This window comes from Ornithinimicrobium panacihumi (assembly GCF_052073805.1).
Taxonomy (GTDB): Bacteria; Actinomycetota; Actinomycetes; order Actinomycetales; family Dermatophilaceae; genus Ornithinicoccus; species Ornithinicoccus panacihumi.
On the sequence record NZ_JBQGWG010000011.1, the window covers coordinates 22685 to 35785 of the forward strand.

The following is a 13101-nucleotide window of genomic DNA, read 5'->3' on the forward strand; positions in this document are numbered from 1 at the left end:
ATGTACCCGGACGAGTCACGGGATCATGAGGTCCACCGCAGCCAGATCCTGGCGGACTTCGTCAGCGACCCAGCGTCCCTGCACACCAAGTACACCGGCCTGGTGGCCCGGGATAGACGGCTCCGCTCGAAGGTCGAAGAGCTCGAGAAGGAACTCAAGCAACTACGCAAGGAGCTCCGGAGAGAGCGCACGACTGCAGGCGCCGTGCCTGACCTTACCCAACGACTGGGCTCCGCCAACGCAGCCCTGGATGCCTACCGTGCCGAGACGAGGCGCCTCAAGGACGACCTCGCCAGGCTTCGACGTTCCCGGGCGCTCCGCCTCAGCCGGGCAGCTGGCGACCCACTCGGCACCCTCAAGCGCCTGACTCGTCAGCGTGAGCCCGCAGCCCAGACGTCTCTCACCGAAAACATCGCTACGATCCCGGCCGCTGAAACCACGCGGACGCCAGATGCTGACTCAACACCTACGGCTGAGAAGAGGCCGGGGTCGACCGCCCTCTCAACGCCCCTGAGGCTCTGGCAGAAGCGGCCGTCGGAGTGCACCTACGAGGAGCTCAAGCAGCGACTTGACGAGCGGCCCACGGCAGAGGCGCTGGGCTACGTCATCAACCGTGCCTGGTTCGGCCACGGACTGGTCCACGAGCCGGCGGCCTTGCTCGACGCGTGGCCCGACCTCGCCGACTCCCTCACCCCGGCGACGAAGGTCATCACCGGCCGGATCGCTGGTGCCCGGCGCATCGCCGCGGACGCTCGGGGATGGATCCCGGACCGGTCCCTCGGGGTCGCCTACGTGCCCGAGCGGAACCGGCTCATGTACTGCGTCCACTCGACCCCGGCCTACAACTCCAATGGCTATTCGACCCGGACCCGTGGCGTTGCCTCTGCGCTCGTGTCCAACGGCGTGCAGGTCCGCGTCGTCGGCCGCGCCGGATACCCGTGGGACACCAAGACAGATGTGCCGGCGCCTCCTCGCCGGCGAAGCATCACACCGATCGACAGGGTGGACTATGTCCACCTCACCGGCCCGAACGAGCACCGAGACCCGCCGGACCGGATCGTGCTTCAGATGGCAGACGCCTTCGTCCGCGAGGCTCGCCTGTACCGACCCTCCATGATCCAGGCTGCGTCCAACTATCGGACCGGCCTCGCGGCTCTCATCGCTGCACGCCGGCTGGGCCTGCCGTTCGTGTATGAGGTGCGCGGACTTTGGGAGCTGACCGAAGCGTCGGCCAAGGCGGACTGGGATCAAGGAGATCGCTTTGCGATCACCAAGCAGCTCGAGACCCTAGTCGCGACCGAGGCCGACCACGTGCTCGCCATCACTCAGGAGGTGGCGGACGAGCTGATCCGCCGAGGCGTCGCCCGAGACCAGATCAGTCTGTTGCCCAACGGTGTGGACACGGAACAGTTCACCCCCCTCTACCCCGACGAGAGGATGCGGCGTCGCTTCGCTTCCCACTCGTCCGGCGAGCCGGACCTGCCCACCATCGGCTTCGCGGGCAGCATGGTTGACTACGAGGGCCTCGACGACCTCCTTGAAGCTTCGGCGGCGCTGCACGACGAGGGGGTGCTTCACCACCTGGTCCTCGCAGGGTCGGGAACCGCAGAGCCACAACTTCGTGAGATCGCCCAGGAACGGGGGATGGAGCACGTATCCTTCCTGGGACGACTACCAGCCTCTGACATTCCACGGCTTCTCAGCGTCCTCGACGTCGTGGTCTGTCCCCGGAGGTCCACCCTCATCACTGAGCTCGTCTCCCCGCTGAAGCCGCTGGAGGCAATGGCGGCGGGCCGCGCCGTCGTACTCTCCGATGTCGCACCGAACAGGTCCATCGCAGGCTTGGACGGAAAGCGGGCGGTCCTCCATCGTGCCGACGACCCTTTCGCGCTCGCGGCACAGTTACGCCCGCTGCTGGTGGACGCGGACGCACGCCGCAGACTGGGGCGCCACGCCCGTCGGTGGGTCGTGCAAGAGCGCACCTGGGTCCAGCTCGGGAAGAACATCGTCGCAGCCCACGCTCAAGCGGGCTTTTTCCACCTTGACGCCGCCAGTAGCGGCCGCAGCATTCCGCTCAAGGATCTGCGCGTCGCCGTCGTGGCCGACGAGTTCACGACGACGACGCTCGCTGCGGAGGTCTCCGTGACCGAGCTGGACCGGGACGGCTGGGGGGACCAGTTGGACCGCGTGCGGCCACACCTCGTACTTATCGAGTCAGCCTGGGCCAACAGCAGCCCCTGGCACCGCGGGATCGGCTACTACTCCGACGAGGAGCACGCAGACTTCCGTGCGCTCATCGACAGTTGCCGCGCGTCCGGGATCCCCACGGTTTTCTGGAACAAGGAGGACCCCGTCCACTTCAACCGGTTCTTGCGGGCTGCGGTGGAATGCGACCACATCTTCACCACCGACGCAGACATGATCCCGGCCTACCTCTCAGCGGCAACCCGGGCCAAGACAGCGTCCGCTCTCCCCTTCTATGCAGCGCCCACGATCCACAATCCACTGCCGGCCTCTACGCCATTCCGTGGCGGTGCGAGCTACGCCGGGACCTTCTACGGCGAGCGCTACCCCAAGCGCAGCAAGGAACTCGCGAAGCTGCTCGACACCGCCGCGCCCTTCGGCCTCACGATCTACGATCGCCAGGCGGACAGCCCCGACTCCCCGTATCGCTTCCCGCCACACCTTCAGCCTTATGTGATGGGCGGTCTGCCATACGGCCAGGTTCTGGACGCATACAAATCCCACATCGCGAACCTCAACGTCAACTCCGTCGCCGATTCCCCATCGATGTTCTCCCGCCGAGTGGTCGAGGTCGCAGCCAGCGGCGCTGTCATCCTCAGCGCAGCCGGGCGCGGTATCACAGAGACCTTCGGGGACGCACTCGCCTGCTCCGATCAGGTGCAGGTGTGGCGCTCTTGGCTCCGAGCCTGGACGACGTCGCCCGAAGCCCGACGCGCGGAGGCATGGCTGCAGATGCGCACGGTGCTGCGTGCTCACACCGCGGGGACGGCGCTGACCATCGTGGCGCGCACAGCTGGTCTGCGCGTGCAGGCTCCCGCGCTTCCCACCTACGACATCCGGCTTCACCAGACCTCCGCGGAGGTCCTTTCCAGCATCTCGGCGCAGAGCGTACTCCCCACGACGATCTACTGTGGGGATGGTCATGTGCCTGAGCTAGATCTCCCAGCGGGTGTCTCGATCCTGACCGGTCATCCCGAGCCGGACCATGATCGAGCCATCCTGGAGGTCCATGACGTGCTCGACCGCACGACCGCGGAGGATCTGCTGCACGCAACTCGGTGGGGAAGGTGGTCCTGGGTCGGGGCTGACGACTCCCTCACCCCGGAACCTCCCTATGCGCGGCCCTCCGACGGCCCACCGCCAGATGACACCACCGTGCTCATGCTGGCTAGTGATGCGGATGCACACGGCATGATGCTGTCGCGTCCAGCAAGGGTCCGACCTGAGGAACTCGGCTCGCCCAGGCGAGAACCAGCGCTGGCCAAGCAGCCGCGACTACTCATCGCGGGCCATGACCTGAAGTTCGCGCGGCCCCTGATCCGAGCGGCGGAGGAGCGGGGCCTGACGGTGGTGCTGGACGAGTGGCGATCTCACAGCGCCCATGACCCCGAGCGATCCCGGAAGCTGTTGGCAGAGGCGGACGTCGTCTTCTGCGAGTGGGGCCTCGGCAACGCCGTGTGGTACTCAAAGCACCTCCACCCGCACCAGCGGCTTCTCGTCCGAGTCCACGCGCAAGAACTTCGGCGCGACTACCTCCGAAGGATCAACCACTCGGCTGTCGACCGCTTCATCTTCGTGGGGCGGACCATCTTGGACTCGGCAGTCGCCAGCCATGGGGTTCCTCGCGAGACGAGCATTGTGATCCCCAATCCAGTCGATGTGGATGCTCTGGAGCGCCCCAAGACCGGTGAGTCTCGTCATACCCTCGGGTTCGTGGGAGCAGTTCCGAGCTCCAAGCGCCCCGACCTCGCGCTTGACCTCCTCGTGCGCCTACGCGAGAGGGATCCTCGGTACCGCCTTCGCATCAAGGGTCATACACCGGACCACTATCCATGGCTCGGCAACCTTCCTGGGGAGCTTGCCTACTACGAGGGTCTTGAGGCTCGCATCGCGTCCATCAACGACAGCGACCCCGGTGCTGTGATCTGGGACCCTCACGGTGACGACATGGCCGAATGGTTCCGCCAGGTCGGGGTGGCAGTTTCGGTGAGCGACCACGAGTCCTTCCATTTCACCGTGGCTGACGGCGCTGCGTCCGGGGCATTGCCCGCAGTGCTCGCTTGGCCTGGAGCAGAGCATCTCTACCCCACCGACTGGCTCTCCGCAGACCTCGACGAACTCGTCGAAAGGGTCCTGAACACGGAGCCAACCGACGAGGCAATGGTCATCCGCGATAGATACTCAGCCACAGTAGTCCTGCCAGCACTCCTGGATCAGATCACGGCCGCGGTCGCTCCCGCGGACACCGCGGCAGTAGGCCGGTGACTCCCATCCCGAGAATACGCACCTTCATCTACGGGAGCTGTGTCTCGCGGGACACGTTCGAGTTCTTGGACCCGCAGAGGTTCGAACTCAGCCACTACATCGCCCGCCAGTCCCTGGCCAGCGCGTTCTCCACCCCGAACGATCTAGCTGTCCCACCATTCAGCACATCGTCCAACTTCCAGAGGCGCATGCTCGTGGGCGACTGGCGGGGAAACCTGGTTCAGTCGCTCCGCCAGCATCAAGATTCGATAGACCTACTGCTCTGGGATCTGTGCGACGAGCGGCTCGGCCTGTATCGATTGCCGAACGCCAGCATCGTTACCCGTTCGGTGGATTCCCTGTCCACCGGCCTGGACCAGGAGTTGCGGCCTCATCCCCACGTCCCCTTCGGATCGCCAGCTCATCGCCAACGCTTCGAGCTGAATCTGGGGCAGTTCGCAGACCTGCTCGACGAGCTCGACCTCCGCTCACGCACGCTCCTCCTTGCACCACCCTGGGCGACTCACTTCCCCGATGGCCAGCCTGCTCCAAGTTCGTATGGCCTGACGCCAGACCACGCAAACGACCTCTTCGACGTTTACCACGCAAGGGTGGAGGCCCGGCTCGGCATCCACGTGGTCCGCGACCTGACTTCGCCACCGCGCGCCTCGCGCAGCCATCGATGGGGACCAGCGCCTTTCCACTACGACCACGCTACGTATACCGCTCTGGCCGCGCAGGTCTCGCAGGCTGCCGGTAGGCCCGTTGCACGCCTGAGCAAATGACGTGGGATGCGGCCCTGGAGCCGCATCCCACGTAGTAACCGCATCCGTGCTCAGCGTCCCGTCAGAGACGACGGCACTGGTCCTCCTTGTTGCCTTCCACCCGGTTGTTATCGCCGTACGGCGCCGGGGTGTTGGACTTGCACTGGAGGTTTCCACCGATGCGATTATTGAAAACAGTCTTGGTGTAAGCGGAGTTCCGCCCTCGGTTGGAGAAGAGCTGGACGTCGCCCTTGATCTGGCTGGACCCGACGGTGATCTTGCCGAAGTTCTGCTCGATCTGGACATTACCGTCCACGTAGGCGACGCCGACGTAGGCGGAGTTCCCACTCTTGGCTTGCACATCACCATCGACGCGGCTGTAACCCTGCACTAGCACATGGCGCTGGCCCTGAGCCTGGACGTTGCCCTTGATCCTGGACTTTCCGGTGATGTTGACGTAGCTATTCGAGTTGACCTTCACGTTGCCGTCCACGGTGACACCCTTGAGGGTGCAGTTGGCACCTGCCGGCACGTTGACGTTGCCGTCAATGGTGCGGTTGGTCAGGGTGGTGCGGCAGGTGATGTCACCGGCCGACGCAGGTAGGGCAACGAGGGTCGAACCAGAGATGATCGCCGCGCCTGCGACCACTGTGAGAGCCTTCTTGAACGTCTTCATGAGCACTCCTTGGGTGTGGCCGGCCCCCGTGGCCCGCCGATAGGCCCAGTCGACCATGGATTGATGAACTCGTGGTGAGAGTGGCATGAGAGTCCTCTCACCTTTCACCTGGCAGCCTGTAGCTTCTGAGTTGATTGAGCGTTCGTGTCCGGTTTGACGCGCTGGATCAAACCACATCGATACGGTCCTCGTGACACCTTCAGGAGGGTGCACGATGAGCAGCAACAACGCCTCGACGCCGAGGCGGCGGCGACCGAAGAAGGTCCTGTCACCGTCGGCGAAGTATGAGATCTGGCTGCGGCTGGTTCGTGGCGAGGCCACGATCGCCCAGGCCGCTACCGAGGCCGGTGTCGACCGGTCCACCATCATCCGCGTGCGGCAGGTCGCCAAGGACGGTGCGCTGGCGGCGCTGGCCGCCTCCCGGCCCGGCACGCCCGGCAAGAGTCCGCGGGACATCGAGCTGGAGGAGGCCAACGCCGAGATCGCACGGCTCTCCGAGGCGGTCAAGGAGCTGGCGGTGAAGCTGACGCTGGTCGAGGGAAAAGGGGGCTCGGTTTGACTCCCACCGCACCTGTTCCGGCCCGGGTCGAGGCCGGCATCAAGGAGTCGCTGCTGGGCCTGGTCGAGCACGCCACCGAGGCCGGCTGGCCGATGGAGAAGGCCTGCGCCGTGCTCGGCCTGGACGTGCGCCGCGCCCGCCGCTGGACCCGGCGGCGGGACAGCGACATCGGGCTCGTCGATGCCCGCCGTGGCGCGAGCGTCAACGCCCTGACCCCGGCCGAGATCGAGGCCATCGTGTCCGCGTTCGAGACCTTCGGTGAGAAGGACTTCTCCCACCGTCGCCTCGCTCACCGCGGCTCCTACGAGCACCTCTTCTGGGCCGCGCCGTCCACCGTGCGACGGGTCCTGAACGATCACGACCTGCGGTTTCGTCACCCGCCGCGGCCCTCGGCGGGCCAGCGACACCCGTTCCCGGACTGGGCCTCCTACACCCCGAACTCAATCTGGATCTACGACACAACGCACTTCACCGCCGCCGGCGTGGGCGCCCTGTTCATCGAGGATCTGGTCTCGCGCAAGTGGATCACCACCGTCGTCTCCTCTGAGGAAACCCACACCCAGGTCCAGCTCGCGTTCGAGCAGGCTCTGGAGGTCGAGGGCCTGCTCGAGGTCGCGCGTCAGCGGGCCGACGCGTTGGACCGCGCGCTGGCCCTGGACGGTGAGGACGAGCTCACCCCGATCCTGCTCGCCGTCTCCGACAACGGCTCGCAGATGATCTCGGCGAACACCCGCAAGTTCATGGCCATGGTCGCCATCGCCCAGCACTTCGGCCGGCCCTCCACCCCGACCGACCAGGCGTGGATCGAGTCGTTGAACGGGACCGTGAAGCACGAGTGGCCGCACCTGACCAAGATCACCGACCCCGCCGTGCTGCGTGCCGAGCTGGAGGTCGTCCGCACCGAGTACAACTCCGCCCGGCTGCACTCCTCCCTCGGCTACGTCACCCCCGACGACGAGCACGAAGGCCGCGCCGAGACCATCCGCCAGGCCCGCCGGGACGGGCTGGCAAGGGCCGCCCGCCAGCGACTTGCCTACCACCGAGACCAACGAAAGAATCAACCCAACCCAGAGGATCCGGATGTGGTTTGATCGCATCGCTTCAAGCGGACATTAACGCTGAAACACCTCACTTCAGCGACCCGAGAGCTCTCGCACCCACTGGCGACTAGGTCGGACTTCTGCCCCCCAGACATCGGCGAGCCCAGCCCACCTACCCTCGGCTCCCGCAATCTTGGAGAGCATTTCCCGAAGGTATGTGGGAGGTGGTGGCTTGTGCCCCTGCCCCCAGTCCCTCATGAGAACCGGTGCACGCTCGGACCAGCCCACGGCCTCCAGCCATGGCACCATCTGGTTCGAGACGTGCCCGTCCGCCGAGTTCTGCACATAGATGACGTAGTTGTCGAAACCAGCTTCGTACACTTGCCGTTGGTCTGCTCGGGGGTGCGCTTCCAGGGCCCGACGCGCCTCATCCTCCGACCGAGTCCCCAGACAGGCGTTCGCCATGGCCTGCCAGTGCACGGGCGCGTAGTCGAGAATCCTCGTCTGAGGGTTGACCGGGACCGCCAAGGATCCCGGGAATTGGTGAGAGAGGTTCAGCGAGGCGAAACCGCCACCAGACATCCCGAAGAAGACCAGGTGCTGGGCACCCAGCTTGGTCTGAAGCGTGGAGAGCACCCGGGTGAGCACGTCCGTGAGATCCAATTCCTGGGTGCCGAGGTACCAGGCCAGTCCGAGATCCTTGGAGGAAAGAAGGCTCGGATCGGAGACGAAGACCCGGTTGACCCCAATCCCGGCCGAGATGGCTCGTCCCGTGAATACAGGAGGCTGCAAGCCAGACCCACCCAGGGCAGCATGGAAGCTGACGAGGGTGGTGGCGGCGCCATTGTCCTCGACCATGAGATCGATGGGGAATCCACCCTGCCACAGCGTGATGAGCTCGGGCAGCTGCGCAGTCCGTTCGATCTCTGAGACGTTCGAAAAATCTGAAAAATCCCCCCACTCAGCCGTATTACGTCGCTCCATGTGTGGACGGCGGGGCTGTCGGAAAGCTTCCTTGATGCCATCAGCCAGGAACTCGTATGCGGCGTCGATATAGTGGAAGGGACTGGCCCCCCACCGATGGTTGCGGGGGGTTCGGGCCAGGTCCGTAGGAAGCTCTAGGATCTGAAGGCCTTGAGCTTTGAGATGACCGAAGTAGCGGACGTACATCTGGTCGGCATCCGCAGGGTGGATCATCCACTCTGGGACCTCCAGGACCTGCCCATCCTCGAACTTGCTGGCCCAAGGCGTCCTCAGCACGAGGGTCCGGTCCTTCAAACGAAGCCCCTCAAGCTGCGCAACGAACCTGTCCACCCCTTCCTGCCAAAGTGCGAAGTGCTGGTCACTTCCGAAGGGATATTGCGTCATACCCGAAACCGCTTCGCGACCACCGGCACTCCAGAACTCCGAGAGCTTCGTAGCGAATCGCCCACCACCGGTATCGATCACCCCGCCGCGCTCGTCGATGAGGTCGACCAGGACGACGTCAATCTCGTCGGCCACTGACTCGAGGGCCACTGGCAGGTCGCCAGCGAGGTCATTGACCACCATTCGTTGCTGAAATGGGGAGTCAATCGGCTTGAGCTTGGCCAGCAGGGCAGAAGCATCGGTGGAGGCGCTGATCGCCGACTGACGTGCGACGTAGCGCGTCAGGTGGAAGTCGTCACCGAGGAAGCCGAAGGTGTCGCGTGAAACGCAGCTCCCGAAGATGAAGGTGTTCATCGGCCTATCATTGTCGGTGGAAGTCATGCTGGGACTTCGATCTCGATGTCCTGCACGTTCTCGGGACGAGCCCCCAGCCACGCATCACTGAGCATGTATTGGGTGGAGAAGAGCGCCCATGCCGTAGCGGGTCGGTATCTCGTCCCGTTCAGCATCGACTCGACCGCTGACCGGTCCACCACGTCGAAGAGCAGGTTGGACGGCGTGTCGAGGATGAATGAGCGGAAGAACGCGCTCAGGTCCTTCGTATACGCAGAGCGCCAGTTGAACGTGGCTCGCGGCTGGTCGTGGGCGGTGTAGGGCGCGCGCTGTTCCCAGGACTCGGGCTTGTAGCTCGTCGGCCCCTGCGCCTCGAAGGCCCAGCGGTCCCTGAAGAAGGGGAGGTCCACGACCTGGGGCGCGAGCCGCGACATCACCGCGTGGGCCACCCGCTCACCCAGAAGCGCCGTCGAGGGCAGGCAGCGCATCTGGCGCACCATCTGGTTGTTGATCAGCAAGGTCGTATGGGTCGAAACCACGGACTCCCCGTGCCGCATCGTGGCAAGCCATCGACCGGTCCGATTGGTCACGTAGACGTCGAACATCGCGGCAACCGGGTCGATCAGAATCGCCTCAAAAAAACCACGAACGCTGTGCTCGACGGCCTCTGCTGCCAGCGGCGTCAGCAGATCGCGATTGTTGAACCAGGTACGGCGTAGAACGGTGTCCGCCTGATCCGGGGTCGGGTCGGTGCTTGGCAGGGTCCGGGCAAATCCGCCTCGTACGATCTCACCTCCTTGGCCTCCAAGGTTGGCCTTGCCCGCGATGGACGCATGCGGAGTGAACGGGTCTGCCAGGGTGGTGAATGCGCTGCCGAGGCCGCCGGTGGAGCGCAAAGTCCTCCATGCTTGCTCTTCCGGCCTGCCCACGATGACGCTGCCACCTGCTGCGCCCCGCCGGACCGGAGGCGTGTTGGCTCGGTGCGGGATGCCCAGAGCCTCGCAGACCCGGAGCCCCACCTGGATCTCCCCGCTCTCGGGCAAGCCGTTGGTGTATGAACTGAAGTCGATACCGGCGGCGCGTAGCGCAGACACGACAAGACGGCTGTCCTTGCCCCCGGTGATGGCAGCAGCAACCTCGGAGGATCCGGAGGTGAGTATCCGCGCGTATTCCACCAGACCTTCCGCGATATCGTCGGCGGCCTCGTCGACGCTGCTTTCTCCCTGCACTGGCTGGTCACGGATGATCTTCAGATCGGAGGCGGGGCTCGATGTCAGCCTGGCCCCGGCCGGAACGACCTCGATCCCTTCGAACGGGATGACGTCGGCGAAGGGCAGGCCGTGCATCAGGAAGGCCGCGATCCCAAGCCTGCTGTAGTGAGGGCGGCCACGGCCTCGGACCAGGCTGAGCGTGGCCGCGCTGTTGCTCACGAGGACAGCGTCGGCAGTGGTCGTCCAGTAGAGCGCCTCGGAACGGTGCTGGTTGGTGAAGGCCGAGATCGTGTCCGGCGTCCCGCCGATGAGGGCGTAGCTGCCGATCCCGCCCCAAACGCTTTTCGCACCGATAGTCGTGCAGTCTGACCTGCGCATGCTTTCCAAAAGGTCCGATCCGACGATGCCTGACCATGCCCACGCCCGCGTCTTGTTGCCCAGCCATCCCGTACGCTCAGCGGTCGGGTCGGGCTCGTTCGAGCGGTAGAGGACGGCGACACGGCCACCCACGGGGGCCCAGCGGTACTCAGCTGCCGTCTGCTCCTCGGCCCAAGGCTGCACAGCGTCGAGCGCCTTCGCTGCGGCACCGACCGTGGCGTTCAGCACGCCTTGTCCAGAGGGAACATGACCTTTCAGTCGGACTGCCACGAACAATCGCATCTGCGAATCCTAGCCTGCCCGCTCTACTGGCCGGCGATCAACAAACCGTCACCGTCGAATCTCGCAGTGAAGGTCTCGTCGTCACCCCTTCGGACAACGTAGACCTGTGCCCCAGAAGCATCGCGTGCGATCGTCAACGGGGTTACCGCGTCGCGAAAACTGATGGCTGTGGCAAGATGACCGGACTTGCCAAGCAGCGTGGACTGGACCGTTCGGGTCGGCTCAAGGACACGCCACCGAGGCGAGAACCACCCTTGGATGGGAGCACGACGGCCCTTGATCACGGATCGGGAGTCCGTGTCCCCGGCCCAGCTCAGGCGGATCGAGGAGTGTTCATCCCGGGCGAAGATCGACTGACCTTCCCTCCGGTGGCCCATCTGGGGGTTGAAGTGCCACCACTGGCTCACGGAGACCTCGCGATCCGCGGTGAAGCTGTCGAGAATGACCGCCAGCCCCCAGGCTGGCGAGATCAGCACGTCTCGAGAAAGTTCGACCCCGGCATACCCCGAGTCCCGAAACCTGAAGTGCTCATACGCACTCTCAAGACTCGCGGCCTGGAGCTTCACGTAAGCCCCGTTGTCGTACTCCACTCCGTCGACCGAGAGCGAGTTGTGAGCCTCTCTGCTCAACAGGTGGGCGCGGAAGGGATCCGTCGCGTCGTAGGCATACTTCCCGCTGTCGACCAGGAGGGAGGTTCCCCCCGCGTAGAGTGTCAGAGCCATGCCATCCGCGTGCCCGTGGATCCGGTTCTGCGGACCGAAGCGCAGCGAGTAGAAACTCGTGTCGGGGAAGGCTTCCTGCGCACTTCCCCAGCCGGAACGGCCGAAGATGTAGCCGGCGTCGTAGATCGCAACGCGGCTGTCCGGCGGCTCGCCCTTCTCCCCTCCCGAGCTCACATAGTCGATCGCTGAATGACCGAGTCCACGGGGATTGAACTCCTCGGTGTCCCCGATCAATTCGTACCTCCCGTCGGGGCGAGTGGCGTGTGCCATCGCCTCGGGAGCGAGGTCGATCCTCGCGAATTCCTCCGGTACCCCGCCGGTCACGATCTCGATGCGGCGGCCGAGGTTGCGCCACCACATGTAGTTGATCTGGTGGTATTGAGGGGTCCCCTCCTCGTTGACTCCCTGCTCGTCATAGGAGTGAAGCAACATGGCCCTAGCCCTGCCGACAGCCAGGTCGACCCAGTCATCCCGCTCGAGCACGGCCCCGATGACCAGCAGCCCCTGGTGTTGCTGGAGCGCGTGGTTGCCGCGCCGGATGTGGGTCTCGTCCGCAAGCCACTCCCCGTGCTCATGGATGGACCGGAGGATGGTGTCCAGACTCTCGGGCCGAACATCTTCGATGAGGGGCAGCGCGAAGCAGAAGGTGAGTGCGCGAGCGGCTTCGACCATGTCAGCCCAGGAGTAGTTGGCGCGACCGCGACCGGGCGGGTTGGCACTAATCCAGGACTCGGCGAGCCGCAGCCACGTGTCAAGATGCTCTTCCTGCCCACGCTGAGCCTGCCGACGCAGAGGATCGAGCCATCTGAGCATGTGGTATTGCGCCACCCAGTTGGGCTCACGGAAGGGGTTCTCTCGCCACGTCGGCTCGTCCGGGATACGCCAAGCCCGGTGGGGCGCCAGCTCCAGAGTTCCCTGCGTCAGGGAGTCGGCTTTCGCGGCATCCTGCCCCGTGGGGTCGAAGGGAGCCCCAAAGGCTTGCGCCGTCGCCTGTGGCCGCGAGTACCTCATCGTGCTTAGGTACCTCCGGAGACTGGTCGCAACTGTGGGTGTCTAGATACTCTAGCCTCCGGTCGTCAATCCTGATCCTCCTCCTACATCACCGCACCCAGGAGCAACCCGTGAGATTGAAAGAGCTTGTGCCCGCGCTCGGGCCAGCCGTGTACCCCGAACTGCGCATCGCCGTCCCATTGGACGTGCCCTGAGCACGCTCGGACCTGAGCTCCCAGCCCTATCCGGCATGCGGCTCAGCAGTGACACGAGACTGGTTGGACTTCCCC

At 64.9% G+C, this 13101-nt stretch carries 8 protein-coding genes; 4 read left to right on the forward strand and 4 right to left on the reverse strand.

The genetic code is table 11. From position 1 onward, the window contains the following. Together ACTMMA_RS11375 and ACTMMA_RS11380 are read left to right on the forward strand one after the other, a co-directional pair. On the forward strand, positions 1-4509 hold the full coding sequence (locus tag ACTMMA_RS11375) for a glycosyltransferase (RefSeq protein WP_441190248.1): 4509 nt from the start codon (positions 1-3) through the stop codon (positions 4507-4509). Continuing rightward, a complete protein-coding gene (locus tag ACTMMA_RS11380) occupies positions 4506-5273 on the forward strand; it encodes a DUF6270 domain-containing protein (protein WP_441190249.1) in 768 nt (255 codons plus the stop codon). The genes ACTMMA_RS11375 and ACTMMA_RS11380 overlap by 4 nt, the downstream gene beginning before the upstream one ends. A 61-nt stretch (positions 5274-5334) precedes the next feature. Here ACTMMA_RS11380 and ACTMMA_RS11385 read toward each other — a convergent pair whose 3' ends face one another. After that, a complete protein-coding gene (locus ACTMMA_RS11385) occupies positions 5335-5928 on the reverse strand; it encodes a bactofilin family protein (protein ID WP_441190250.1) in 594 nt (197 codons plus the stop codon). A 214-nt stretch (positions 5929-6142) separates the two neighbouring features. Here ACTMMA_RS11385 and ACTMMA_RS11390 point away from each other — a divergent pair, with 214 nt between their 5' ends. Together ACTMMA_RS11390 and ACTMMA_RS11395 are read left to right on the forward strand one after the other, a co-directional pair. Next, a complete protein-coding gene (locus ACTMMA_RS11390) occupies positions 6143-6487 on the forward strand; it encodes a hypothetical protein (protein WP_441190251.1) in 345 nt (114 codons plus the stop codon). Then, positions 6484-7578, forward strand: a complete 1095-nt coding sequence (locus tag ACTMMA_RS11395) for an integrase core domain-containing protein (RefSeq protein WP_441190252.1) — start codon at positions 6484-6486, stop codon at positions 7576-7578. Before ACTMMA_RS11390 ends, ACTMMA_RS11395 begins: the two co-directional genes overlap by 4 nt. 42 nt (positions 7579-7620) lie before the next feature. Here ACTMMA_RS11395 and ACTMMA_RS11400 read toward each other — a convergent pair whose 3' ends face one another. The 3 genes from ACTMMA_RS11400 to ACTMMA_RS11410 are packed head-to-tail and all read right to left on the reverse strand — an operon-like array spanning position 7621 to position 12832. Further along, the gene (locus ACTMMA_RS11400) at positions 7621-9249 is read right to left on the reverse strand and encodes a DUF6270 domain-containing protein (RefSeq protein WP_441190253.1); all 1629 of its coding nucleotides are present in this window, start codon (positions 9247-9249) and stop codon (positions 7621-7623) included. 23 nt (positions 9250-9272) lie between these two features. Then, positions 9273-11099, reverse strand: a complete 1827-nt coding sequence (locus ACTMMA_RS11405) for an asparagine synthetase B family protein (protein WP_441190254.1) — start codon at positions 11097-11099, stop codon at positions 9273-9275. A gap of 23 nt (positions 11100-11122) precedes the next feature. Beyond that, positions 11123-12832, reverse strand: coding sequence for a heparinase II/III domain-containing protein (locus ACTMMA_RS11410; protein ID WP_441190255.1), 1710 nt, complete (start codon positions 12830-12832; stop codon positions 11123-11125). Between the last annotated feature and the right edge of the window lie 269 nt (positions 12833-13101).